The organism is Corallococcus caeni (assembly GCF_036245865.1).
GTDB lineage: Bacteria > Myxococcota > Myxococcia > Myxococcales > Myxococcaceae > Corallococcus > Corallococcus caeni.
On the sequence record NZ_BTTW01000001.1, the window covers coordinates 315,443 to 339,450 of the forward strand.

A 24,008-nucleotide genomic window follows, 5' to 3' on the forward strand; every position below is an offset into this window, starting at 1 on the left:
TCCCTTCGCCCGGCGCTCAGCAAAACGCGCCGGGCGCGTTGTCTTCGCATCGCCCTTCCACACCCCGCTTCGAAAGACAGGACCTCGCCATGAGCACGCGTGACACGCTTCGCACCTTCATCATCGACACCTTCTTCGTGGACGACTTCGCGGACGACGACTCGTTCCTGCGCAAGGGCCTCATCGACTCCACGGGCATGATGGAGCTGGTGGCGTTCATCGAGACGGAGTTCCACATCAAGCTCGACGACAAGGAGCTGGTGCCGGAGAACCTGGACTCGCTGTCGCGCGTGGTGGCCTTCGTGGACCGCAAGCAGTCGCTGGCGAAGGCGAGCTGAGACGCCCATGTGCGGCATCGCGGGGTTCACCTTCCCGGCGGGTGACGCCGCGGGTCCGGCGCTTCACGCGGACCGGCTGCGCCGCATGACCGCCAGCATCAAGCACCGGGGACCGGACGCGCAGCGGGCCCTGCTGCTGGACGGCGCCGCGCTGGGGCACGCGCGCCTGTCCATCGTCGACCTGGCCTCCGGCCACCAGCCGATGCGCGACGAGGCCACCGGCCTCACCGTGGTCTTCAACGGGGAGATCTTCAACCACGTGGAGCTGCGCGAGCAGCTGTCGGGGGCGTATGCCTTCCGCACGCGCTCCGACACGGAGGTCATCCTCGCGGCGTTCCTCACGTGGGGCATCGACTGCGTGCGCCGCTTCGAGGGCCAGTGGGCGTTCGCGCTGTGGGACCCGCGAGACCGCACGCTGTGGATGTCGCGCGACCGCGTAGGCATCTGCCCGCTGTTCTACGCGCACCTGCCGGGAGGGCACCTGGCGTTCGCGTCGGAGGCGAAGGCGCTCTTCGCGGGGGGGCTCGTGACGCCCGCGCTGGACGCGCGGGGGCTCAAGCAGACGTTCCAGCTCTGGGCGCCGGTGGCGCCGCGCACGTCCTTCGAGGGCGTGTCGCTGCTGCCGCCCGCGCACGTGGCGAAGTGGCGCGACGGGGCGCTGACGCTCCAGCGCTACTGGGACCTGGACTTCGGCGTGACGCCGGACGCGGCGGAGGAGCCCCGGCTGCTGGAGGAGCTGGGCGCGGTGCTGGACCGGGCGGTGCGGCTGCGGCTGCGCGCGGACGTGCCGGTGGCGGCGTACCTGTCGGGCGGGCTGGACTCCAGCCTCCTGTGCTCGCTGGCGCAGGAGCAGCTGGGGGGCACGCTGCGGACGTTCTCCGTGGGCTTCGCGCACGCGCGGTTCGACGAGCGCACGCACCAGGCGGCGGTGGCGGAGCAACTGCGCACCGAGCACCGCGTGGTGGAGATGCGCGACGGGGACATTGGCGCGCTGGTGCCGGGGGTCATCTTCCACGCGGAGCAGGCGATGATGCGCTCCGCGCCCGCGCCGTTCCTGCGGCTCTCCGGGTGGGTGCGCGACCAGGGCATCAAGGTGGTGCTGACGGGTGAGGGGTCGGACGAGATGTTCCTCGGCTACGACCTGTTCAAGGAGACGAAGGTGCGCCAGTTCTGGGCGCGCCAGCCGGCGTCGAAGTACCGGCCGCTGCTCTTGCGCCGGCTGTACCCGACGCTGTCGGTGAGCCAGCAGAGCGTGGAGCTCTTGCGCGAGTTCTTCGGCACGGGGCTGGAGACGCCGGACGCGCTGGCGTTCTCGCACCTGGTGCGGTGGGGCAACAGCGGCCGCATCCTGCGCTTCCTCGCGCCGGAGTTCGCCGCGAAGGTGGCGGACGAGGATCCGGTGGCGTCGGTGCTCGCGACGGTGCCGGAGGCGGTGGCGAAGTGGAGGCCGCTGGCGCGCGCGCAGTACCTGGAGGCGCGCACGCTGCTGTCCGGCTACCTGTTGTCCGCGCAGGGCGACCGCATGCTGCTGGGCAACGCGGTGGAGGGGCGCTTCCCGTTCCTGGACACGGGCGTGATGGAGTTCGCCGCGCGCGTGCCGGAGCGGCTGCGGCTGCGAGGGCTGGACGAGAAGCACCTGCTCAAGCGCTTCTCGAAGGGCCGGGTGCCGGCGTCCATCCTGGAGCGCAGCAAGTTTCCCTATCGCGCGCCCATCGCGGGAGCGCTGGTGGGCCCGGATGCGCCGGCGTGGGCGCGCGAGCTGCTGGCCCCGGAGGCGGTGTCGGCGACGGGCGTCTTCGACGCGCGCAAGGTGGAGCGGCTGGTCGCGAAGCTGCGCGCGCCGAACTCCGCGGAGAGCGAAGCGGACACCATGGCCCTGTTCGCCGTGGCGTCCACGCAGTTGCTGGCGCACCACTTCCTGAAGCCGAAGCCCGTGCCCCAGGCGGACGTGGATGCCGTGCGGTTGGAGGCCGCGTGAGCGCGGACACCGCACCCTCGTGGGTTCGCGCCCACGCAGCGGCGACTCCGGATGTAGCGGCGGTGGACTCTCCGTGGGCGCGGCTCACCTACGCCCAGCTTGAAGCGCGGATGCTGGCGCTCGCGGGGCACCTGCGCGCTTCGGGCGTGGAGCCCGGGGCTCGGGTCCTCATCGCCCTGCCACTGGGCTGCGCGGCCGCCGTCGCGGGGCTTGCGGTGCAGGCCCTGGGGGCCTGCGCCGTGGAGCTGGACCGTGAGACGGGCGCGGATTCGATGGCCAGCATCCTCGCGCAGACGGGTGCCCGCCACGCGGTCATCTTCGGTCAGGACGCACGGCGCTGGACGGGCCGCTCCCAGCTCGGCCACTTCTTCGTCGTGCACGGCTCCCGTCCGCCGGAGCGGATGCTCGGGCTGCTGAAGCCGGCCGCCTGTACGTGGCTCCAGGAGGACGGCGCGGTGGATCCGGAGGCCGGTGCCACTCCGCTCGCCGCCCTGCCCTCCCTGGCCCCGGAGGCTCCCGCGTCCATCGTCTACACGTCCGGCAGCACGGGCACGCCCCGCGGCGTCGTGCAGACGTTCGCCAACATCGCGGCGAACACGCGCTCCATCGTGGAGTACCTGGGCCTCACGCCGCGCGACCGCGCCATGCTCATCCTCCCCCTGCACTACTGCTACGGGAAGAGCGTGCTCCAGACGCACCTGCTCGCGGGCGGCTCCGTGTTCCTGGATCCGCGCTTCATGTACCCGCAGGTCGTGCTGGAGGCCATGGCCACCGAGGCGTGCACCGGCTTCGCGGGCGTGCCCCTCACCTTCGAGCTGCTGCGCCGCCAGGCCGCGCCGGACTCGCTCGCGAACCTCAAGCTGCGCTACCTCACGCAGGCCGGCGGCGGCATGTCCCCGGACACCGTGCGCTGGACGCGCGAGGCCTTCCACCCGGCGGAGCTGTTCGTCATGTACGGCCAGACGGAGGCCACCGCGCGGCTCTCCTATCTGCCGCCCTCGCGCGCCACCGACAAGGCGGGCTCCATCGGCCAGGGCATCCCCGGCGTCACGCTGGCCGTGGTCGCGGACGACGGCACGCCGCTGCCCGACGGTGAAGTGGGCCAGCTCGTGGCGAAGGGCGCCAACGTCACCCCCGGCTACCTCAACGCTCCGGACGACACCGCCGCCATCCTCCACGACGGCTGGCTGTGGACGGGCGACCTCGCGTGGCGCGACGCGGACGGCTTCTTCTTCCTCGTCGGCCGCGCGAAGGAGATCCTCAAGGTGGGCGGCCACCGGGTGAGCCCCGCGGAGATGGAGCACGTCCTCGCGCGCCACCCGGCCGTGCTGGAGGTCGCCGTGGTGGGCGTGCCGGACGACCTGGGCGGAGAGGCCGCGTGCGCCGCCGTGGTCCTCCAGCCGGGCGCCACCGCGAAGGAGGACGACCTCCGCCGCTTCTGCCGCGAAGCGCTCCCGGCGCACAAGGTGCCGCGCCACGTGCTGTTCACCGAAGCGCTCCCCCGCGGGCCCACCGGCAAGGTGCTCAAGGCCGACCTGCGCACGCGCGTGCTGTCTTCACTCTCTTCCCCTGAATCGAGGTCGCCGTGACGATGAAGTTCTCCAAGCAGGTGCTGGAACTGGACTGGGAGGCCAAGGCCGCGTCGCTGTCCGACGGGCTCAAGGAGGCCGTCCTCAAGAAGCTGCGCAAGCGCGGGCTGGTGGTCGCCGTCTCCGGCGGCATCGACTCCGCGTGCGTCGCCGCGCTGGCGGTGCGGGCGCTGGGGCCGGACCGCGTCTTCGGCCTGCTCCTGCCGGAGCGCGACTCCAGCGGCCTGTCCTCGAAGCTGGGCCGCGAGCTCTGCGAGAAGCTGGGCATCCAGTACACGCTGCACGACATCGCGCCCGTGCTGGAGGCCGCCGGGTGCTATTCGCAGCGCGACGCGGCCGTGCGCTCCGTGTTCCCCGCGTTCCAGCCGGACATGAAGTGGAAGATCGTCATGCACGGCGACCGCCTCAACACGGACGCCCTCAACGTCTTCTACGTGGTGGTGCAGGTGGACGGGCAGGAGCAGCGCTTCCGCCTCACGCCCCAGGCCTACGTGCAGATTGTCGCCGCCACCAACTTCAAGCAGCGCGTGCGCAAGATGATGGAGTACTTCCACGCGGACCGGCTGAACTTCGCCGCGTCCGGAACGCCCAACCGCCTGGAGTATGACCAGGGCTTCTTCGTGAAGCTGGGCGACGGCGCCGCGGACGTGAAGCCCATCGCCAGCCTCTACAAGACGCAGACGTACAAGCTCGCGCGGCACCTGGGCGTCATCGACGGCATCCTCAACCGCGAGCCCACCACGGACACGTTCAGCCTGGAGCAGTCGCAGGAGGACTTCTACTTCTCCGTGCACTACTCGCAGCTGGACCTCATCCTCTGGGCGAAGAACCACGGCGTCACGCCCGAGGAGGTCTCCCCGGAGATGGGCCTCACGCCCCAGCAGATCCAGCGCGTCTACGACGACATCGACCAGAAGCGCCGCACCACCGCGTACCTCCACGCGCAGCCGCTGCTGCTCGAAGAGGTCAGCGAGCTGAAGCCCTTCAAGATCTCCTGAAGCGGCCTCACCCGCCGCCGGAGCCTGGGGAACCGGACGCCGCGTCGATGGCGTCCGCGGCCTCCACCCGGAGGCGCTCCTCCGGGGTGAACGAGTCGAACAGCAGCCGCTGCACCGCGGCCTGACGCAAGGCCGCATCCGGCTCCGTGCGGCCCAGCGCCTCGCGCTTCGCGCGGAAGTCCGCCAGCCGCTGCTTCCACTGCGCGCGCTCCGCGTCCAGCGCCTCCAGCCGCTCGGTGGCCTCCGGCCCCACGGTGGACAGGCGGTGCTGGTGCAGGTCCTCCCGCGTCGCGCCCGCCGCCAATAGCTCCTGCTCCACGGCCTGCTGCCGCAACGGGCGCACGGCCTCCTCGCGGCTGGCGCGCACGTCCGGAGGAAGCCGCTCCTCCAGCTCGGCCATGCGCCGCTCGCGCTCCTCCTTCGTCAGCGACGCGTCCTTCATCAGCTTCAGCCGCTCCACGGCGACGGCGTCCACCGCCTCCTCCTTCCCGAAGAGGCCGTCGGCCGCGCCCGAGCCCAGGTGCTCCCGGCGCAGCTTGCGCAGGGCCTCCAGGCGCTCGGCGGTGTCCATGGGAACCGAGCCCTTCGACGCCAGCCCCCGGGCCGCTTCCAGATAGGACAGGTAGTCATCCAGCACCTGCACCGCTTCATCCATGGCTGCGGGGGGCAGCTTCTTCGCCCGCAGCGCCGTCAGGATGCGCTCGCGGATGAGCGACGCGGGCTCCTCGCCGGTGGCGGACAGGTAGTAGTCGAAGAAGCGGCGCAGGTCCGCGCTCGGCACCAGGTGTCCGGACGCGTCCACGAGCACGGCGCCGTCCTCCTCCGTGTCCTGGAGCGAGCCGGGCAGCGGAGGCAGCGGCGCATCCGGAGCCGGCGTCGCCGTCACGGCGGCGCCGGGAACGGCGGAGGACGCCGCGCGCGGCGCGGGGCCTTGCGCGACGGGAACGGCGGACGGCGGGACAACGGGTCCGGGCACGTCCTCCGCCCGGACCTTCCACCACGAGAAGACGCCGGCACCCAGGAGGGCGCACAGCGCGACCACGAGAATGACGGCGCGGCTCTTCATGGCGGGGCGCTCCAACGGGATTACAGGCCCGCGGTCTTCAGGCGGTTCGCCTGGTTGCGGAACACGGACACCGGGTTGGTGAAGAACGCGGTGAGGCCCAGCACCTGGTTGACCTCGTCCAGGTGGTTCATGTCGTAGTCGTCACGGATGACCGTGCCGAAGCGCGAGCTGCAGCGGCCCACGAGGCCGTCGTTGGACCCGCTGTAGAAGAAGGACGACAGCTTCAGGGCGTAGTCAGACGCGTCCAGGATGTTGGTGAAGGGATCCGTGCCGGACCAGGAGTAGTAGCGCTGGCCCTGGGCCCCCGTCGCCGCGCCGCTGCCGCAGGACGTGGTGGGGACGCCCGCGGGGAACTTCGCGGTGAACGCGGAGGTGCCCGTCTTGCTCAGCGCCGTCAGCGCGCCGATGGCGTCCTGCGGCTGCGTGTGGCCGGACAGCAGCCCCAGCACGGTGCCCAGGCTGTTGGCGAAGTACGCCAGCACGCCCTCCGTGAACGACCCGCCCTGGAGGTTGTTGCGCAGGTAGTCCGCCAGGTCCGCGCCCTTGTGCGGCGAGCCCACCGTCGTCACGGACGCCACCAGGTCCGGCCGCACCGCCGCCACGTAGCGCACGTCCAGGCCGCCGTGGCTGTGGCCAATCAGGTTCACCTTCTTCGCGCCCGAGCGCGCGAGCACGTCCTGCACCTGCGCCAGCAGCGCCTCGCCGCGCGCCTCCGTCGAATTGAACTGCGGAACGTGCGTGATGTAGACCTTCGCGCCGCCCGACTTCAGCGACGACTCGATGCCGTAGAAGTAGTCGAGCACGCCGAACAGCGAATCAAACCCCGCCATGCCGTGCGCCAGCACGATGGGGTACTTCGTCTGCGTGTACGTATCCGCGCGGGCAGGCTGCGCCCAGATGGCAAGAACCGCGACAGTCAGAACGAGGGTCCGGACGGCGTTTCGCATACAGGCTCCTGTTGGGGGAGGACGGATCATCGAAGGGATTGACCCGCGAATCAGCCCATAAAGCGAGACACTGATAAAAAGCAAGCCAACCTCAGAATTAACTGAAAAGCATGTCAGCTCTGGGGCAGGCAGCCCGCCCCAACGCAACGCATCAAAATCTCAACACCCCGCGTCATGGTGGCAGCATGCGGGCCTTCTCAGAGGAGCACGCCCTTGGACACCGCCGCCTATCAGGCCTTCACCACGGAATTGACGCGCAGGGTCGGCGCGGACGGCCGCTTCCGGGGGCTCGTGGCGCTGGGCTCGATGGCGGCGCGCGACTACCCGCCGGATGACTTCAGCGACCACGACTTCTTCGTCATCGCCTGGCCCGGACACGCTGAAACATTGAGACATGAGCGCGGCTGGCTGCCGGGCGCGGAGGACGTGGCGCTGGTGTTCCGGGAGACGGCGCACGGCCTCAAGGTGGTGTACCGGGACGGGCACCTGCTGGAGTTCGCGGTGTTCGACCTGGAGGAGCTGTCCTTCGCGCGCGTCAACCGCTACCGCGTGCTGCTGGACAAGGGCGGCGTGACGGAGCGCATGGACGCGCGGGCGCGGGACACCGCCGTGGAGCTCCAGCGCACGGCGCCGGACGACGCGTGGCTGTTCGGGCAATGGCTCACGCAGGTGCTGGTGGGCATGGGCCGCCACGCGCGCGGCGAGGGGCTCAGCGGACGCGCGCGGCTGGACGAAGCGGTGCGCCTGTTCTGCCTGCTGCTCGCGCGCCACGTGCCCGCGCCCCAGGCGTCGCTGCTGGACGGGTTGGATCCGGTGCGGCGCGTGGAGCGCGTGTATCCGCGGACCGGCGGAGAGCTGGCGCGTGCGTTGGAAGGCGATTCACCGGGCCTGGCGCGCACGCTCCTGCGGCTGGCGGAGCGCGAGCTGTCCCACGTGCCCGGCTTTCCGCGCGACGGGGTGGCCGCCGTGCGGGCGCGACTGGAAGCGCTGCACGGCTAGCGCGCGGCACCTCAGGCCCGGGCGGCGTCCTGTTCCCGGGCGTTGTGCGCGATGACGAGCACCTGCTCCGGGTGCGGCTGCTCGCGGGCCCACTCCAGGAGCGCGGTGAAGGGGTCCGGCGCGGGCGCGGCCGTGGCCAGGGGCAGGCGCGGCTGGTGTTCGAAGAACAGGTCCTCCGCCCCCAGGTTCTGGGCCTCCCACGTGCGCCAGCCGGGCAGCGGCTTGCCGGGCGCGGGCTGCAGGCCGGTGACGGTGAAGCCGCCGGCCGTGAAGGTGCGCGCCAGGCCGACGAGCGTCGCGCCCGTGCCGAAGCCGCACACCACGTGCTTCACCGTGGGGAAGCGCTCGCGCACCTGCGCGCGGAGCCCCGCCGCCCAGGCCTCCACGCACGACACCAGGGCCCGGTTGGTGAGCTGCCGGGGCCAGCACCAGCCGTCGCGCTCCAGCGCCATGGCCTGGTGGAACATGTCCGCCATGGAGCCCGCCTGGCGCACCTGCCCCTGAAAGCCATGCGCGCGCAGGTACGTCTCACCCGCCGCGTCCGTCACGGCCACCATGGGCAGGCCCCGCTCGCGGCCCAGGACGTCCAGCGCCAGCGCGCTCGACGCACCGGACAGTTCCACCAGCCCGCGCGAGCCCGGCGGCATCGCGGCCAGGTAGCGCGCGAAGGTGAGGTACTTGAGGCTGCCGGACGGCTGCGCCCCACCCCACAGCACCACCGGCCCGCCCGCACGCGGACGTGACAGGGAAAACACTCCACGCATGGTCGCCCCCTGGCGCGAACCGCCTTGCGCGCCCGACACGCCCCGGAGTCTTCCGGTGGGATGGCTCGCGAAACCATCGCCCCCGGGACGCGGGGGATGTCTCCCGGTGGACGGCGCACAAGCCCGGTTATGCTCCGCGCCCATGTCTCAAGCCCCGCGCGTCCGCATCCTCCTGTCGGAGACCTACAACCCCTGGTTCAACCTCGCGACCGAGGACTGGATCTTCCGCGAGCTGGACCCCGCCACCCAGACGCTCTTCCTCTGGCGCAACGACAACACCGTCGTCATCGGCCGCAACCAGAACCCATGGTCCGAGTGCAACCTCACGCGCATGGAGGAGGACAAGGTCTTCCTCGCGCGACGCACCAGCGGCGGCGGCGCGGTGTTCCACGACCTGGGCAACACCTGCTTCACGTTCCTGTCCGCGAAGGAGGGCTACAACAAGACGGCGAACGTCACCATCCTGCTGGACGCGCTGTCGCGGCTGGGCGTGAAGGCGCAGGCGTCCGGGCGCAACGACCTGGTGATTCCGCTGGAGGACGGGCCCCGGAAGATCAGCGGCAGCGCGTACCGCGAGACGAAGGACCGCGCCTTCCACCACGGCACGTTCCTCATCCACGCCAACCTGTCGCGGCTGGCCAACTACCTCACGCCGCACCCGAAGAAGCTGGAGTCCAAGGGCAGCGCGTCGGTGCGCTCGCGCGTCATGAACATCCGCGACCTCCAGCCGGAGGCCTCTCATGAGGCGCTGGTGAAGGCGATGATGGGCGCCTTCTGCGACTTCCACGGGGGCACCGCGGAGCCGCAGCTGCTGGAGCCCTCGTTCCTGGAGAGCCAGCCGTCGCTCAAGCGCACCTTCGAGCACTACGCGTCGTGGGACTGGCGCTTCGGCAACGCGCCCCGCTTCAGCCACCAGATGGTGGAGTACCTGTCGTGGGGCTTCTTCGAGGTCCACGTCGACGCGGAGAACGGACACGTCACCCGCGCGCAGGTCTTCTCGGACGCGCTCTACCCGGACCTCGTGCAGGACCTGCAGACGGCGCTCACCGGCAAGCCCCACAGCCGCAACGGGATGCAGCAGGCCGTCGCGGAGGTCCGCGCCCGTCACCCCTCGCAGGAGCGCGAGCTGGGAGAGCTGGAGACGTGGCTGATGGGCCAGGTCGAGGTCTGACCCGGCCCATCCGCCGTCACTTCACTCAGCGGTGGCCACCGCCGTGGCCGCCACCGTGGCCGCCGCCGGAGCCGCCGCTCCAACCGCCGCCGTTCCCGCCGCCGCGGCTGGAGCCGTGGGACGAACCGCCGCCACGGCCGGAGCCGCCGCCCCAGCCTCCACCGCCGCCGCCATGGCTGCTGGAGGAGCCGCCGCTGGTCTGACGGACGCTGCCGCCGCCCCAACCGCCGCTGCCGCTGGACGAGGAGCGCCCACCGCCGCCCGACGACGGACGGCCGCCGCCGGAATCACCACCCCAACCGCCGCTGGACTGGTGCGAGCCGCCGCTCGACCCGCGCCCGCCCGGAGGAGGACTCCGGGTGCCGCCCCAGCCGCCGCTGTTGTCGTTGTTCGACGCGTGGCTCCGGCCGCCGCCCTGCGGGCGATAGGGACCGGGACGGCTGTAGTTGCCCCGGCCGCCGTAGGACGGGCCGTTGTAGCGCCCGGGAGACGCGTCATGAGCGCGCGGGCCGTACCGGTACGGCCCCGGGCGGGAGTAGTGGTAGCCCGGGCGGTAGCGGCTGTGCCCGTAGCCGTAGTAGCGCCACGACACGCCCGGGTAGCGGTACCACGAGCGCAGGAAGTAGTTCGGGCGGCCGAAGGACAGCGAGATGTGCGCGTGGCGGTAGACCGGGACGATGACTCGCACCGAGCCGTTCCAGCCCCAGCCGCCGCCCACGAACACCCACGACGGCCCGCGGCGCACCCAGTGCGGCGACACGAACACCAGGCCCGGACGCGGCGGCTCCATCCAGGTGCCGGAGATCCACTCGTAGCCGTTGGCGCCCCAGTACCAGTAGCCCGGCGCCCACGTGTAGTCCGGAGCCGGCGCGGGGGGCGGCGCCTCCACGCGCAGGGCCGGAGGCGCCTGGGTGGCCGTCACGTCCTCGCTGGCGACCTCCACGGGGATCTCCACCTCGGTGGAGCCCTCCCGCGCCCAGCCGCCGGACACCCAGCGCCAGACGTCGTCGTCCTGCGCCCAGTAGCCGTTGACGTACTGGTAGCCGGGCATGCGCTCCACCCAGCCGCCGGACTTGAACTGCCAGCTGTCGCCGTCCCAGTACCAGTGCCCGGACGTCCACACCGCGCCGGCATAGGGCCGAGGGGTCGGCGACTCGGCGGGAAGGTCGGGGGGCGGAGAGGGCGCGATGGGCCCGGAGTCATCCGCGTTGGACTGCTGCTCGTATCCGTCATCACCCCAGTCATCCGCGGCGACCGGCGAGGTCTGCGCGAACGCACCCTGGGTGGCCAGGCCGACAATCACACCAACCCACCATCGAGAACCCATGACTTCTTCTCCGATCTCCAGACCCCCGAGGGGACGCCGGCCACCCACACTTTATTCACCCTGGAGGCTCCAGGCCCGCAATCCTGTCGACACTGCTACAGTCCGGCGGGACGCGAATGCTGCGCCGACTCCTCCCCACATTGCTCGCGCTGGGTTGTGGCCTGCTGGCCCTCGGATGGGGGCTGGTGAGCCTCCAGCGCATCTTCACCCAGGAGCGTGAGGACGCCCGGGCCCAGGTGCGCTCGCGGCGCGTCGCCCTGGAGCAGCTGGCGGCGGAGTCGCTGCGCACCGCGCTGGCGCAGCGGATGAAGACCCACCTGCCGAAGCTCAACGCGGCCGTGGGGGATCCGCTGCTGCCCGCGGAGGGCTACTACCTGCTCTTCCGCGGCCACCAGTTCCTGCCGCGCGTGGACTGGCCCCGGGAGGGCACGGACGTCCCCGCCCAGGCCACCTACACGCTGCTGGCGCACGCGCTGGAGGACGGCCCTGTGCCGGCGCCCTTCCAGGAGCGGCTCGCGCGGCTGCGCGCGGCGGAGGCCGCCCTGGTCTCCGGCAGGGAGGCGCGCACGGACGCGGCGGTGGAGGCGCTCCTGCGCTACCACGCGGCGCACCCGCTGCCGCCGGATCAGGAGCTGCCCTTCACCCTGCTCATGGTGGAGTACCTCCAGCGCGGAGGGGACACGCCGCTGCTCATCCGGGCGCTGGTGCGCGAGGGCCTTCCGGAGGAGCTGGGCGGCATGGCGCGGGACCCGGGCCTGCAGCGCAACCTGCTGCGTGCCCGGCCCCAGCTCACGCGGCCGGACTTCGACTTCCTCCAGGCGCGCATCGTGGCGCTGAGCCAAGCGCTGGTGGAGCCCCATGACGCCTTCGTCGCGCGTGTGCAGGAGGCCGGCGCGGGCGCGCTGGTGCTGCCGGAGCCGCTGGACGGCCCCACGCTGCTGGCCGAGCAGTGGTACGTGGAGCCCGCGGCCGAGCAGGTGCACGGGCTGGCCGTGGACATGTCCGCGCTGCTCGAGGACCTGACCCAGGAGCTGCGCGGGCGCAACCTCATCCCCAAGGACGGCCAGGTGCGGCTGGGGCCCGGCGGCGTGGCGCGGCCCCTGAAGCATCCGGGGCTGGAGGTGGCCACGCCCGGATGGGCCGCGGCGGAAGCCGACATCGAGGCCCGCTACGGCCTGAAGACGCTGCTGGTCGCGGCGTGCGGCGCGCTCGCGGCGGCCATCGCGGCGCTGGCGGTGGTGGCCCAGCAGCGCAAGTACCGCTTCGTGGAGCTCAAGAGCGACTTCGTCTCCACCGTGTCGCACGAGCTGCGCACGCCGCTCGCGTCCATCCGCCTCTTGGGGGAGACGCTGGAGCGCCGGCTGGGCCAGAGCCCGGAGGCCGGGGACTACCCCACCCGCATCGTGCGAGCGGCGGAGGGCCTGCACTTCCTGGTGGAGAACATCCTGTCCTTCAACCGCATCGACAAGGGGCGGTGGGCGCTGAGGCCCGCGCACGTGCGGCTGGAGGAGGCGGTGGGCACGCTGCGCGAGGACCTGCAGGACGCCGTCACCGTGCCGGTGGAGATCCGCTCGGAGGTGGCCGACGTGGAGCTGGACGCGGACGCGTCGCTCGTCCGGATGCTCTTCGCCAACCTGGGCCGCAACGCCTGCCTCTACAACCAGCGCAGCCCCGTGGTGCTGACCGTGCGCGCCTATCCGCAGCCGGGCTTTGGCGCCACGGTGCTCTTCAGCGACAACGGCGTGGGCATCCCCCAGGAGGAATGGGAGCGGGTGTTCCAGGACTTCTACCGGCTGACAACCCCCGGGCCGGAGGTGCATGGAAGTGGCCTGGGGCTGGCGCTGTGCCGCAGAATCATGGGCCTGCACCAGGGCAGCATCCAGGTGGCCTCCTCCGGCCCTGAAGGCACGACCTTCGCCCTGACCTTTCCCGAGACGCGCCGATGACGACGCAGACGACGCCCCCCTCCACCCGCCCCTCCATCCTCATCGTCGAGGACGACGCGAACCTGCGCATGGGCCTGCGCGACAACCTGCGCGACGAGGGCTACGACGTGACGGACGCCCCGTCCGCGAAGGACGCCGCGCCGCACCTGCAGTCGCGCGCGTTCGACCTGCTCATCCTGGACGTGATGCTGCCGGGCGAAGACGGCTACAGCTTCTGCCGCCGCCTGCGCGCGGAGGGCGTGAAGAGCATGGTGCTGATGCTCACCGCGCGCTCGCTGGAGGACGACCTGGTGCGCGGCTTCGAGGCCGGCGCGCAGGACTACCTCACCAAGCCCTACCGCCTGCGCGAGCTGCTCGCGCGCGTGCAGGCGCTGGTGCGCCGGGCGGGCACGGCGCCGCCGCAGGTGCTGACCTTTGGCGCCTTCACGCTGGACCTGGGCCGCCGCGCGGTGCTGCGGGCGGACGGCGGCGAGGTGGACCTGACGCGCACGGAGTTCGACCTGCTGGCATTCCTGCTGCGCCACCGCGATCGCGCGCTGCCCCGGGGCGAAATCCTGGACGCGGTGTGGGGCCGCGACGTCGTGGTGGATCCGCGCACGGTGGACAACTTCGTGTCGAACCTGAAGAAGAAGCTCGGGTGGACGAGCACGTCGGGCTTCACCATCCACACGCTGCGCGGCGTGGGCTACCGCATGGAAGTCACGAGCGGCGGCCCCTCATGACAAAATCATGACCGACACATGGAGCCCTGTCGGCCTTCCGGCTGGCGGGACTTCGTACCTTGCATCTTGTGGGGACGGGACGCCTGGAGCGTCCGCTCCAACCAGGAGGCGGGTCAGATGTTTGAGTCGGTCATCGAACGGCGGGGAGTGCGCTCGGGACGGTTCGGCACGGGCGCGTGGGTGTCCATCAGCGTGCACGCGGGGCTCCTGGGCCTGGTGTTCTTCATCTCCGGACGCGTGCCCGACACCATCGAGCAGCCGGATCCGGTCATCGTCTTCCACCCGCCCGCCATCCGGAAGGGCGTGAAGCAGACGGCGCAGCCGAAGCCGGCCACGGCCGCTCCGGCGCCGAAGCCCAAGCCGCGCACGGACCGCATCCCGCTCCACCCGAAGCCGCTGCCCACGGACCCGCCGGAGGCGAAGCCGGATCCGGAGCCGACGACGGTCGCGGACGCGGCGGGCACGACCGATGCGACGGGCACGGGCGAGTCCGGGCCGGTGGGCGACCCGAACGGGAATCCGGACAGCGACAGCCCCATCGGCGTCGTGGGTGTGCCGGTGATCACGGCCGCCCCTACCGGCACGGACGTGCTGCCCTTCCAGGGCGGGATGACGCCGCCCCGGATGCTGAGCGGTTCACAGTTCAGCTACACGCTCGAGGCGCGGCGCGCGGGTGTCGAAGGGATGATCATCGCGAAGTGCGTCATCACCACGGAGGGCCGGGTGCGCGACTGCCGCATCATCAAGGGCCTGCCGTTCATGGATGACGCGGTGCTGGAGTCGCTCTACTCGCGCACGTATCAGCCCCTCACCTTCCAGGGCCGCCCGGTGAACGTGTCGTACACGTTCAACATCAAGCTGAAGATGCCCTAGCGGCGGGTCCGGGTGTCCGCCAGTGAAAGCGCCCGGACGCCCGGCTCCCCCGCGGGAAGGGAAAAGAATCGCGGCGGAAGTGCGGGCCCGTTAGGAAAGTCCCGTCGCGCCTGGCCATGTGCGCGATACCGGCACCGGAAGGAGCGGGCCTCCCCCGGCCCGCTTCCGGTGCCGGTCCCTTTTCAAGCGCGATGGCGGACACCTGGTACGACGCGGTGGTGGTGGGTGCGGGCTTCGGTGGCCTGGGCACCGCCTTGGAGTTGTGTCGCCGGGGCGCCCGGGTGGCGCTGTGCGAAGGGCTCAACTACCCGGGTGGCTGCGCGAGCACCTTCCGGCGCGGCGGCTACGCCTTCGAGTCCGGCGCCACGCTCTTCTCCGGCTTCGGCGAGCACCAGCTCTTCGCCCGGTGGATCCGCGAGCACGCGCTGGACGTGACGGTGGACTGGTTGGATCCCCTGGTGGAGCTGCGAGCCCCGGGGATGCGGCTGCCGGTGCACCGCGACCGCGAACGACTCATCGCTGAGATCTGCGCGCTGCCCGGGGCGCCCGTGCAGGGCGTGCGGCGCTTCTTCGCGTTGCAAGCCCAGGTGGCCGGTGCGCTGTGGCCGCTGTTCGATGACCCGGACCTGCTGCCACCCTTGAGCCTGAAGACCCTGCTGCGCCACGCGGGGCGCGTGGGGTCCTACGCGCCGCTGATGCGGTGGCTGGGCCGGCCCCTGGGCGCGGTGCTCGCTCAGCACGGGCTGGAGGGCTTCACGCCGCTGCGCACGTACCTGGATGCGCTCTGTCAGATCACCGTGCAGTGCTCTGCCGCGGAGGCGGAGACGCCGTTCGCGTTCGCGGCGATGGACTACTACTGGCGCGGCACGGGCCATGTCCGGGGCGGCATCGGTCGGCTGGCGACGGCGCTGACGAAGGCCATCACGGACCGGGGCGGCGACGTGCTCCTGGCGAACCGGGTGCGCGCGGTGACGCCCGTGGACGGAGGCTGGAAGGTGACGGCGCGCAGGGGAGAGCTGCTCGCCCGGCACGTGGTGGCCAACGTGTTGCCTCACGGGCTGCGAACGCTGCTGGATGCGCGGATGGGCCAGGTCCCCAAGCTGGATGCGCTGGCGAAGCGCGTGGACGGCGGCTGGGGCGCGGCGATGCTGTACCTGGTGGTGCGGCCACCCGAAGGTGACTCCGGCGGCGCGCACCACTTCGACATGGTGCGCGATGAGCAGGCGCCCTTCATCGAGGGAAACCACCTCTTCGCCTCCGTGAGCGGAGCGGCGGACGAAGGGCGCGCGCGGCCGGGCCAGCGCACCGTGACGGTGTCCACGCACGTGCCGCTGAAGAAGGTCGCGGGCATGACGCCTGAGGAACAGGCGCCCTACTTCACCGGGCTCCACGCGCGGATGCGCGAGAACCTGGACGCGCTGCTCCCCGAGTGGACGGCCAACGTCGTGCACGTCATGACGGGGTCCCCCCGCACATTCCAGCGCTTCACGCTGCGGGAGTCGGGCGCGGTGGGCGGCGTGCCCCGGCGCGCAGGCTTGGACAACTACCGCATCCTGGGACCTTTCCAGGCCCAGCGCGGGCTGTGGCTCGTGGGGGACTCCGTGTTCCCGGGCCAGAGCACGCTCGCCACCGCGGTGGGCGGCGTGCGCACCGCCGCGAGCATCGCCGCGGTGCGCTGAATCATCGCGTTACAACTCAACCCTTTATCCACCGCTCGACTGGAATCCGCGCTAGCAGGTTCTGGCGCGGTCGTGGACCGCATATCATTCGCGTCCCCCTCAAGGAGGACACATGCGGTCAATCATTCTCGGTGGTCTGCTGGCGATGGCGGTGGGCTGTGGCGGTCCCATGGAGCAGGAGGAGCCGGCGGACCTGGCCTCTCAGAAGGCGCCGCTCCCCGACTGCTCCAACGAGCCGAACGCGAACCTGTACCGGTACTACAGCGACGCCGCGCACACCCAGCTCATCGGTGAGTATGGATGCTATTGCGGCGGGCTCTACTACTGGGGCGGCCGGTCGGTCTACTCGGAGTACATCCAGGAGTGCTGAGCCGGCCCGCGCTCAAACACAAACAGAACCTGTCTTTCCCCCTCACGGAGAACACATGCGTAGGTTCCTGATTGGCGGTCTGTTGGCGATGGCGGTCGGCTGTGGCGGTCCCATGGAGCAGGAGGAGGAGTCGAACCTGGCCTCACAGGAGTCGGCGCTCCCGGACTGCATGAACACCGACAACATGATCACGTACTTCAACGACGCGAACCACTCGATCATCGTCGGTCAGCGCGGGTGCTACTGCGGAAGCTGGGTGAACTGGGGCCAGGTGTCCACGAGCTACTGGGAGAACACCAGCTGCTAGGCCACACCTGACACCAGGGGAGTGATTGAAGTCCGCGTCTCGCCAAGGATCCGCGCAGCCTCCACGGCGGCGTCCTCTGGCCTGACGCTGGTGTCGGAGATGCCGGCGATGAGCCGGGTGCGGTCGTGGTCCACCGCGCCCGGCTTCGCCCAGGTGTCCGCGTCCGGCGCGGTGAGGTACGCGGAGAAGGCGTGGTGCCCGGAGCCGGGGCGCTCGCCAATCACATGCACCAGGGCGCGCGGACGCGGGTCCCCTTCCGCGCCGAACAGCAGGCGGCCCACCTGGTAGCCCGCGCGCACCCGGCCGTGCTTCACCACCAGCACCTCCGGCGCCACCCTCCAGCCCGTCGCGTCCAGCTCCGCGCGCAGCCGCGCCAGGAACGGCGCCAGGTGACCCTCGTCCATCAGCGAGCGCGGATCCAGACCATCCGAGATGACGAGCTGCGCGTCCCACCGTCCGCCGTGCCGGTCGCGCAGCGCGCGCACCGTGGCTTCCGATGCCGTGTCCAGCGACTCGCCGGACGGCGGATGCAGGATGTAGTCGCGCCGGTCCTCGGAGCACGTCCGCAGGCGCACCGCGCCCGGCAGGGCCTCCACCGCCGCGTCGGACAGCTCCGACCACAGCCCCACCTTGGCGTCCTCGTACAACTGCCGCAGGTCCTTCTCCAGCGACGGCTCCAGCGTCCAGGTCTCCTTGCCGTGCCCCACCGCCAGCGGCACGCTCCGGGCGCGCACCTGGGCCATCTGCGCCTCCGCCTCCACGCGCAGCTCCGCCTCCGTCCGCGTGTCGCCCTTGGCCCGGCGATAGTGCACGTAGACGTGCGCGGGGTCTCCGAAGTGCTTCGTGGGCCGCCCGTCGGCGTCGATGACGCCCAGGCGCTGGAAGAACGCCCACATCCGGTCATCCACCTTCAGGCCGTACCGCTCGCGCAGCCGCACGTGGTCCTGGAAGGACGTCGTGAGGTAGCTGAGCATCGGATCATTCCGCGTGGGCAGCGCCATCAGGTACGCGGGCCCGGCCTCCGCGAGCTGCTCCTGGCACCAGCCCAGGTCATCCAGCGTCACGTCCATGTGCAGCGTGGAGCAGACGTCCAGGCCCAGCGTGAGCCCGTGCAACTTGCCCATCACGATGTCTTCCAGGCAGCAGCGCACCAGCTGTTCGCGCGTGCGGAACACCTCCGGCCCGATGAAGCCCGCCACGTCGTTGACGTGCACCCACGGCGCCGCCTCGCGCCCCGAGCCCGCCTGCGCGATGGCCACCCGGCGCTTCAGGGCCCGCGCGAAGCCGTACTTGCGCGACTCATGGATGAGCATGTCCGTGCCGTGGTGATGCCCGTTCGTCGCGTCCGCGCCCTGCCCCGTCTCGAAGTACAGACCCCACGGCCCGGTGCGCGCCGCCGCGTGCGCCACCATCTTCTCCAGCGTCACGTCGAAGGTGCGGTTGGCCGCCTCGTTCCCACCCAGGCTCTGGAACCAGATGCCCGTGGTGCCCGGACGCAGCGCCTCCACCTGCGCCTGCACGTCGATGTGCGCGAGCACGCAGTGGGGCATCACCTCCTCCAGCCCGAACGTCGTCAGCACGTCGTGCAGCGCGGACTCCACCGCGGCCACCGACGCCACGTCCGACGACACCGGGTTGGTGCCCAGCACCACGTCGCCCACCGCGAAGGACCACCCGTTGAAGACCTGCCAGCGGATGTCGTCCGGATGATCCGTGGGCGAGTTGGGCTGCAACCGCGCGCCCAGGTAGCCCTTCGCGCCCACGCGGCTGCCCGGCAGCGGATGGAAGATGCGCCCACCCACCGCCTTCAGCTCCGCGTCGGTCATCAGCTTCACGACGCACGCGATGACGTCGCTGGGGAGCCCGTCGATGACGGCGTGCACCTGTGACTCGGGCGCGGTGAGCAGGAAGTCCTTGAGCCGGCCCAGCGTCCAGTCCGCCACCCGCTTCCAGCGCGCGGAGTCCCACGCCTCCAGGTTGAAGATGTGCAGCCGGTCCTCGAACGGAGGATGCGCGTGCACGTCGTCCAGCTGCGTGCGCGACAGCAGCGTCCGCGCCTTCTCCCGCGACGCCTCGTCCGCCGCCGCGACACCGATGGCCGCGTCGCCTTCCTTGAACGCGTTCGCCGCGCCAAGGACCTGCTGATACAGGCGCGCGTCGAAGCCGCCCGACAGGCGCTGCACGTAGTCGAAGACATCTTCGTGGGGGAGGACGTCGGCGAGACAGACGCTCATGGGCCGAGAGGTTTAACCGGCGGCGCCGTCGCGCCACCATCCCCCGAGGGCGTTGTCACCTGTGCAACGCCCGGATGCTTGCTCACCACGATGCTTGGAGTTGCAATCGTTTGCGCGCTGAAAACTCACCCACCGTCCCGGCCCGGCACGCAGCCTGCGGGAGGCTTCCAGGTAAGCAACGCGTCCACCCGCGCGTCCTGCACCCGCGACACACCTTCCGGTGCATCGAGCTTGTTGACGCCGGGCTCGCGCGTGAAGTCGAGCTCCCGGACGGGGACGGGCGCCGCCGGGCAGCCTTCCTGGAACGTCGCCTCCGCTTCGTTCATGAGCACGTTCGCGTGGTCCTCGCCGGGAGCCCACGAATCGGGAAACGTGAACCGGCCCGATACGAGCTCCGCGCCTCCGGGAGGGAACCAGTTCCAGCTCAGGACCGTCTGCGCCGTGGAGCCTCCGAAGACCCCTCCCGCGACGCCACCCAGGAGGCTTTCATCCGTCGCGGGCCATTCGACGCGGAGGCCCTTCGGCACCGGGATGCGCAGGGCCTCCACCTGCACCTCGTCTTTCACCTCGGGCTCCAGCAGCAACATCCACGTCAGCTCGCGGAGCCGCTCCGGGGCCACGCGCCCCACCCTCACTCCGGACCGGCGTGCGGCATCTGTTCCGGCCGCGTCCACCTTGCCGTCGGGCATCAACGCCAGGTTGGAGCAACTGCGCGAGCGGTACGCGGTCCCCGTTGCCAGGTGGTAGGCGTCGAGCTGATCACAGAAGCCGTAGTGCCCCCGGCGGCCACGGATCACCAGCCAGCCGTCCACCGGCACGCGGATGCGGCCCAGCGGCAGCACCGCCTGGACATTCCGCGCCTTCGGGTTGATCGCGAGGCATCCTCGCCATGCCTTGTACCGAAGCCGGGAGGGCTGCTTCCGGGCTTCCTTCATGCAGTCGGGCGGAGGCGGCGGATCCGCGTCGAACGTCCCGGGGCGGCGGTTCTCCAGCCGGAAGGCCTTCTCAGCCCGCGCGCGCCAGGCTTCCGTCTCCGCACCGCACGCACCGGCCTTCACGGGGCACAACAGGGGCGCCAGCCGATGCTTCGGCGAAGCCTCACGCGCCAGCACGTCGCGAAGGTCCGGGGGAATCACGATAGTCCGCGCCCCGGCACCGCCCAGCTCCAATTGGGACTCGAAGTACGCCTTGCCTCCATCACGCCACCACGTCTTCAACGCGAGCGCGGGGACGACGTGCTCCTCGTCCCAGCTCAGCGGCTCCCGCGTCTCCTCCTGACGAGCGATGCCGAAGCAGCGGTGGCTCAGCAGCAGCATGAGGCCCGTCCGCGCCTCCTTCACGTCGCCGTCCTCCGGGAGCGCCTCCATCCGCGCGTCGAACGCGGCCAGCTCCTCCTTCGCGGCCGTCCAATCGGCGGTGTCCGGCTTGCACGGGACGATGGAAGGCGCGGCCGCCAGCAGCCAACCCAGCCCGAACGACACCACGAGGGACACGGACATGCCCGCCATGGCATCCGCTCACGGCCCCGCACGTCAAGTCGCGCGATGGCGAACTACTCGCCGAGGAGGGCCGACCAGAAGTGCACCAGCTTCAGCGCCTCCAGCGCGCTGGACCGCCGGTCCATCTCCGCGTGGGTGATCAGCGGCGTGGGCCGCAGGTGCACCCGCGTGTACGGCTCCAGCGCGCGCGCCAGGAGCGTGGACTCGATGGCGGGGATGACGGAGTCGTCCGTCCCGTGCAGCAGGTACACCGGTGCCCGGGGCGCGGGAGAGCGCTCCGGCGACAGCGACGGGTCTCCGGCGAAGCCCTTCACGAAGGGCAGCAACCGGGGCCCCAGCGCGGCCACGTCGCGCGTGTTCACCTGATGCAGCAGCGTGGCGGCGGGCTCCGGCAGCGTGGCCTCCATCGCGCGCGCCTGCGCGAACGCGGCCTCTGCCTGCTTCGAGTCCACGAGCGTCAGGTGCGACGCGTGCATGAACGTCAGGACGCCCTTGCGCAGCGCCTCCACCTGCTCCGGTGGCACCAGCCGGTCCGCGACGTTCAGCAGGATGACCACCACGCCGTAGTCATGCGGCCTGCGGTGCACCCCGTCCGCCTGCACGCCCGTGCACAGGAAGGACAGCACGCGAGACAGCTCGCCGTGCCCCCCGAAGGACAACACCGCGGCCACCTTGTCGCGCAGCGCGGGGCGGCCAGCAGCGACGACGGACAGGCCTCCGGAGAAGCTGATGCCGAAGAGGTCCACCTCTCCCTCGGGCGCCAGCGCTCCAGGGCCCAGCGCCCAGCGGGCCGTGTCCTCGATGACGTCCGGCAGGCGCGGCGTGATCTGGTAGCGCAGCAGGTCCGGGGGCTCCGGCGTGAGCACCGGCCGTCCGCCCATGGCCAGGTCCTCCGCCAGCTTCACCAGCCGGGGCTCGTCGATGCCCGCCGCGTGCACGCCGGACGTGAGCACGATGAGCCGGCCCTTGCGTTGATCCGGTTGGTAGAGCCGCCCGCGCACCGGCCCGTGCCGCGTGGGAACGCTCAGGTCCGTGACGGTGAAGGCCCCGGTGCCGTGGCGGGCCAGGGCATCCACCACGGCGCCGTGCAGGCCCGCCGCGCGCAGCACGAAGGACAGCCCTCGGAGTTCGGGCGGCACCCAGAGCACGACCGCGAGCAGCAGGGCCGCCAGCACGGCCCCCAGCGTCCAGCGCGTCCGGCGCTTCATTGCATCAGGGTTTCGACGAAGGTGCACAGCTGGTCGCGCTCGAAGGGCTTCTCCAGCAGCTCCCGCGCGCGGCGGCCCACGAACTCACGGGCCTGCGGGTTCACCCCGCCCGTCATCAGGCCGGTGCGCGGCGCCAGCTCCGGCGCCAGCCGCTCCAGTTCCACCAGGAAGTCCATGCCGCTCATGCCCGGCATCATCAGGTCGCAGAGGATGGCGTCGAACTTCTCGCCGTGCGACAGCCGCCGCAGCGCCTCGCGCGCGTCCTGGATGACGTGCACGTCGTAGAGGTTGCGCAACAGCCGGCTCACCGCGCTGCCCACCGCCGGCTCGTCGTCGATGAGCAGCAGCCTGCGCAGGTTGCGCGTCGCGCGCGCCGCCTGCGCGGACTCCTCCACCGGAGCCGCCACCGGCTGCGGGGGCCGGAGGGCTTCGGGCGGCAACGAGAGCGCCGGAAGCTCCACGCGGAAGAGGCTGCCCTGGCCCTGCTCGCTGGCGACCTCGATGTGGCCGCCCATCGCGTGCACCAGCGTGAGGCAGATGGACAGGCCCAGGCCCGTGCCGCCCTTGGGCGAGCGGGTGGTGTAGAACGGATCGAAGATGCGCTGGCGCACCTCCGCGGGCATCCCGGTCCCGTTGTCCTCCACCTCGATGAGCACGTGGCCCTCGCGGCCCGGACGCAGGCGCAGCCGCAGCTGGTTCTGCTCCGGAGGCCGCTCGCCAAAGGACTGGAGCGCGTTCATCAGCAGATGCGTGACGACCTGGGCCAGCCGGCCCTCGTTGCCGTGCACCGCCGCAACGGGCTCCAGCTCGCACGTCAGGCGCGCGCGGTGCTGGAGCTCGTCGCGCATCAGCTTGACCGCGCCCTCCACCGCGCGCCGCACGTCCACCGGCCCGTGCTGCTCCTCCTCCGTGCGCGAGAACGTCCGCAGGTCGCGCACGATGGAGCGCACCCGCCCCGCGCCCTCCAGCGCCTCGGCCACCACCTGCCGCAGCTCCTCCAACTGCTCGGTCGGCACCGGCACCACCGGCTGGGCCACCCGCTCCCAGAGGTAGGCCAGGTTGGACGTCACATAGGAGAGCGGGTTGTTGATCTCATGCGCGACGCCCGCGGCCAGCGTGCCCACAGACGTCATCCGCTCCGCCAGCCGCCGCTGCGCCTCCAGGCGGGTGCGCTCGGTCACGTCGCGCACCAGCCCCACCAGGAAGCGCTCGCCGTTGGGCAGCGCGTACGCGGCCCGCTGCGTGAGCACCTCGCGCGAGCGGCCCTTGGAGTCGGTGAAGGAGCCCTCGTCCTCCACCGTCTGCCCGGTGGTGAAGGCGCGCTCGTCCTGGCGCCACGACGCCTCCGCTTCATGCGGCGGCACCTGCGGCGAGGTGATGGTGCCGCGCAGCGCTTCGGCGGATTGATCCAGCAGGCGGCAGTAGGCGCCGTTCATCGCCACCAGCCGGTGCTCGCGGTCCTTGATGAACAGCGGCTCCGGCACCGCATCCAGCGCGCCCTGGAACATGTCGCGAGCACGCCGCAGCGCCTGTGCGTCACCGTCCGAGGACCTGCGCTGGAGCGACACCAGCCGCGCGCCCCAGCGCGTGCCGGGCGGGGCCACGCACTCGTCCGCGCCCGCGCTGATCAGCGCCTCCGCCTCTTCACCGTCGCGCGTCGTCAGCACCACCAGCCACGTGCGCGTCGGCAACCGCCGCGCGTGAGCCCACTGGCAGCGCGCCTTCACGGCCTCCAGCGGGCCGCCGTGGTCCCACAGGACGAGGAGCCCCTCGGGCAGCGGCTCCGGCGGGGAATCGACGCGGATCACGCGGCACGCGCGCCCTTCGGCCGTGGCGCAAAGGTCGCGCTCCACGTCCTGGGCCACCGTGGCTGGGACCGCCACCAGCATTGCGTGCACCGCGTCGCTCCTCGCGCACCACGGGATCATTCCGCCCGCGTTGCCCGGCCGCATTGCAGCCTTGACTACACCAACCCGTCAACGCGGGGTCTCGC

The 24,008-nt window shown here is 71.4% G+C and carries 20 protein-coding genes; 12 read left to right on the top strand and 8 right to left on the bottom strand.

Annotation, left to right across the window (positions count from 1 at the left end; translation table 11 throughout):
• Positions 1–89 precede the first annotated feature (89 nt).
• From AABA78_RS01290 to nadE, 4 genes are read left to right on the top strand one after another with little or no spacing between them, the layout of a single operon-like run.
• Positions 90–338 carry an acyl carrier protein gene (locus AABA78_RS01290; protein ID WP_120526381.1) on the top strand — a complete coding sequence of 83 codons (249 nt, stop codon included), beginning with the start codon at positions 90–92 and terminating at the stop codon, positions 336–338.
• A 7-nt stretch (positions 339–345) separates the two neighbouring features.
• Positions 346–2,316, top strand: a complete 1,971-nt coding sequence (gene asnB, locus AABA78_RS01295) for an asparagine synthase (glutamine-hydrolyzing) (protein ID WP_338261266.1) — start codon at positions 346–348, stop codon at positions 2,314–2,316.
• The gene (locus AABA78_RS01300; RefSeq protein WP_338261267.1) at positions 2,313–3,905 is read left to right on the top strand and encodes a class I adenylate-forming enzyme family protein; all 1,593 of its coding nucleotides are present in this window, start codon (positions 2,313–2,315) and stop codon (positions 3,903–3,905) included. The genes asnB and AABA78_RS01300 overlap by 4 nt, the downstream gene beginning before the upstream one ends.
• A gap of 2 nt (positions 3,906–3,907) precedes the next feature.
• Positions 3,908–4,903 carry an NAD(+) synthase gene (gene nadE / locus AABA78_RS01305; RefSeq protein WP_338262362.1) on the top strand — a complete coding sequence of 332 codons (996 nt, stop codon included), beginning with the start codon at positions 3,908–3,910 and terminating at the stop codon, positions 4,901–4,903.
• A gap of 7 nt (positions 4,904–4,910) precedes the next feature.
• Here the strand turns inward: nadE and AABA78_RS01310 are convergent, their stop codons facing one another.
• Both AABA78_RS01310 and AABA78_RS01315 read right to left on the bottom strand, forming a co-directional pair.
• Positions 4,911–5,969 carry a lipase secretion chaperone gene (locus AABA78_RS01310; protein WP_338261269.1) on the bottom strand — a complete coding sequence of 353 codons (1,059 nt, stop codon included), beginning with the start codon at positions 5,967–5,969 and terminating at the stop codon, positions 4,911–4,913.
• Between the two features lie 20 nt (positions 5,970–5,989).
• A complete protein-coding gene (locus AABA78_RS01315) occupies positions 5,990–6,916 on the bottom strand; it encodes a lipase family alpha/beta hydrolase (RefSeq protein ID WP_171412164.1) in 927 nt (308 codons plus the stop codon).
• 213 nt (positions 6,917–7,129) lie between these two features.
• Between AABA78_RS01315 and AABA78_RS01320 the strand changes: the two genes are divergently transcribed.
• The gene (locus AABA78_RS01320) at positions 7,130–7,915 is read left to right on the top strand and encodes a hypothetical protein (RefSeq protein WP_338261272.1); all 786 of its coding nucleotides are present in this window, start codon (positions 7,130–7,132) and stop codon (positions 7,913–7,915) included.
• 11 nt (positions 7,916–7,926) lie between these two features.
• Here the strand turns inward: AABA78_RS01320 and AABA78_RS01325 are convergent, their stop codons facing one another.
• Entirely contained in the window at positions 7,927–8,679 is a 753-nt protein-coding gene (locus tag AABA78_RS01325; RefSeq protein ID WP_338261274.1) for a pyridoxal-phosphate dependent enzyme, read from the bottom strand.
• 142 nt (positions 8,680–8,821) lie between these two features.
• Here AABA78_RS01325 and lplA point away from each other — a divergent pair, with 142 nt between their 5' ends.
• Positions 8,822–9,850: a lipoate--protein ligase gene (gene lplA, locus AABA78_RS01330; protein WP_338261275.1), complete on the top strand. Its 1,029-nt coding sequence runs from the start codon at positions 8,822–8,824 to the stop codon at positions 9,848–9,850.
• A 25-nt stretch (positions 9,851–9,875) separates the two neighbouring features.
• Here the strand turns inward: lplA and AABA78_RS01335 are convergent, their stop codons facing one another.
• Positions 9,876–11,177: a hypothetical protein gene (locus AABA78_RS01335; protein WP_338261276.1), complete on the bottom strand. Its 1,302-nt coding sequence runs from the start codon at positions 11,175–11,177 to the stop codon at positions 9,876–9,878.
• A 116-nt stretch (positions 11,178–11,293) separates the two neighbouring features.
• Here AABA78_RS01335 and AABA78_RS01340 point away from each other — a divergent pair, with 116 nt between their 5' ends.
• The 6 genes from AABA78_RS01340 to AABA78_RS01365 all read left to right on the top strand — a co-directional run bounded on the left by AABA78_RS01340 (position 11,294) and on the right by AABA78_RS01365 (position 17,074).
• A complete protein-coding gene (locus AABA78_RS01340) occupies positions 11,294–13,123 on the top strand; it encodes a sensor histidine kinase (RefSeq protein WP_338261277.1) in 1,830 nt (609 codons plus the stop codon).
• The gene (locus AABA78_RS01345) at positions 13,120–13,845 is read left to right on the top strand and encodes a response regulator transcription factor (protein WP_338261278.1); all 726 of its coding nucleotides are present in this window, start codon (positions 13,120–13,122) and stop codon (positions 13,843–13,845) included. Before AABA78_RS01340 ends, AABA78_RS01345 begins: the two co-directional genes overlap by 4 nt.
• A 117-nt stretch (positions 13,846–13,962) precedes the next feature.
• Positions 13,963–14,718, top strand: a complete 756-nt coding sequence (locus AABA78_RS01350) for an energy transducer TonB (RefSeq protein ID WP_338261279.1) — start codon at positions 13,963–13,965, stop codon at positions 14,716–14,718.
• A gap of 191 nt (positions 14,719–14,909) precedes the next feature.
• On the top strand, positions 14,910–16,397 hold the full coding sequence (locus AABA78_RS01355) for a phytoene desaturase family protein (protein WP_338261281.1): 1,488 nt from the start codon (positions 14,910–14,912) through the stop codon (positions 16,395–16,397).
• A gap of 112 nt (positions 16,398–16,509) precedes the next feature.
• Positions 16,510–16,767, top strand: coding sequence for a hypothetical protein (locus AABA78_RS01360; RefSeq protein ID WP_171416210.1), 258 nt, complete (start codon positions 16,510–16,512; stop codon positions 16,765–16,767).
• 55 nt (positions 16,768–16,822) lie between these two features.
• Positions 16,823–17,074 (top strand): hypothetical protein, encoded by a 252-nt coding sequence (locus AABA78_RS01365; protein WP_338261284.1) that lies wholly within the window; start codon positions 16,823–16,825, stop codon positions 17,072–17,074.
• Here AABA78_RS01365 and eutB read toward each other — a convergent pair.
• From eutB to AABA78_RS01385, 4 genes are all read right to left on the bottom strand, one after another.
• Entirely contained in the window at positions 17,071–19,308 is a 2,238-nt protein-coding gene (gene eutB / locus AABA78_RS01370; RefSeq protein WP_338261286.1) for an ethanolamine ammonia-lyase subunit EutB, read from the bottom strand. The two genes, AABA78_RS01365 and eutB, sit on opposite strands and share 4 nt — an antisense overlap.
• A 125-nt stretch (positions 19,309–19,433) precedes the next feature.
• Positions 19,434–20,807 carry a hypothetical protein gene (locus AABA78_RS01375; RefSeq protein ID WP_338261288.1) on the bottom strand — a complete coding sequence of 458 codons (1,374 nt, stop codon included), beginning with the start codon at positions 20,805–20,807 and terminating at the stop codon, positions 19,434–19,436.
• Between the two features lie 53 nt (positions 20,808–20,860).
• On the bottom strand, positions 20,861–22,015 hold the full coding sequence (locus AABA78_RS01380; RefSeq protein WP_338261289.1) for a hypothetical protein: 1,155 nt from the start codon (positions 22,013–22,015) through the stop codon (positions 20,861–20,863).
• Positions 22,012–23,967, bottom strand: a complete 1,956-nt coding sequence (locus tag AABA78_RS01385) for an ATP-binding protein (RefSeq protein ID WP_338261290.1) — start codon at positions 23,965–23,967, stop codon at positions 22,012–22,014. The genes AABA78_RS01380 and AABA78_RS01385 overlap by 4 nt, the downstream gene beginning before the upstream one ends.
• Between the last annotated feature and the right edge of the window lie 41 nt (positions 23,968–24,008).

Coding starts and splice junctions, on each gene's coding strand:
- AABA78_RS01290 (WP_120526381.1), top strand. CDS start 90: ATGAGCACGCGTGACACGCTTCGCACCTTCATCATCGACACCTTCTTC.
- asnB (WP_338261266.1), top strand. CDS start 346: ATGTGCGGCATCGCGGGGTTCACCTTCCCGGCGGGTGACGCCGCGGGT.
- nadE (WP_338262362.1), top strand. CDS start 3,908: ATGAAGTTCTCCAAGCAGGTGCTGGAACTGGACTGGGAGGCCAAGGCC.
- AABA78_RS01310 (WP_338261269.1), bottom strand. CDS start 5,969: ATGAAGAGCCGCGCCGTCATTCTCGTGGTCGCGCTGTGCGCCCTCCTG.
- AABA78_RS01315 (WP_171412164.1), bottom strand. CDS start 6,916: ATGCGAAACGCCGTCCGGACCCTCGTTCTGACTGTCGCGGTTCTTGCC.
- AABA78_RS01325 (WP_338261274.1), bottom strand. CDS start 8,679: ATGCGTGGAGTGTTTTCCCTGTCACGTCCGCGTGCGGGCGGGCCGGTG.
- lplA (WP_338261275.1), top strand. CDS start 8,822: ATGTCTCAAGCCCCGCGCGTCCGCATCCTCCTGTCGGAGACCTACAAC.
- AABA78_RS01335 (WP_338261276.1), bottom strand. CDS start 11,177: ATGGGTTCTCGATGGTGGGTTGGTGTGATTGTCGGCCTGGCCACCCAG.
- AABA78_RS01340 (WP_338261277.1), top strand. CDS start 11,294: ATGCTGCGCCGACTCCTCCCCACATTGCTCGCGCTGGGTTGTGGCCTG.
- AABA78_RS01345 (WP_338261278.1), top strand. CDS start 13,120: ATGACGACGCAGACGACGCCCCCCTCCACCCGCCCCTCCATCCTCATC.
- AABA78_RS01350 (WP_338261279.1), top strand. CDS start 13,963: ATGTTTGAGTCGGTCATCGAACGGCGGGGAGTGCGCTCGGGACGGTTC.
- AABA78_RS01355 (WP_338261281.1), top strand. CDS start 14,910: ATGGCGGACACCTGGTACGACGCGGTGGTGGTGGGTGCGGGCTTCGGT.
- AABA78_RS01360 (WP_171416210.1), top strand. CDS start 16,510: ATGCGGTCAATCATTCTCGGTGGTCTGCTGGCGATGGCGGTGGGCTGT.
- AABA78_RS01365 (WP_338261284.1), top strand. CDS start 16,823: ATGCGTAGGTTCCTGATTGGCGGTCTGTTGGCGATGGCGGTCGGCTGT.
- eutB (WP_338261286.1), bottom strand. CDS start 19,308: ATGAGCGTCTGTCTCGCCGACGTCCTCCCCCACGAAGATGTCTTCGAC.
- AABA78_RS01375 (WP_338261288.1), bottom strand. CDS start 20,807: ATGTCCGTGTCCCTCGTGGTGTCGTTCGGGCTGGGTTGGCTGCTGGCG.
- AABA78_RS01380 (WP_338261289.1), bottom strand. CDS start 22,015: ATGAAGCGCCGGACGCGCTGGACGCTGGGGGCCGTGCTGGCGGCCCTG.
- AABA78_RS01385 (WP_338261290.1), bottom strand. CDS start 23,967: ATGCGGCCGGGCAACGCGGGCGGAATGATCCCGTGGTGCGCGAGGAGC.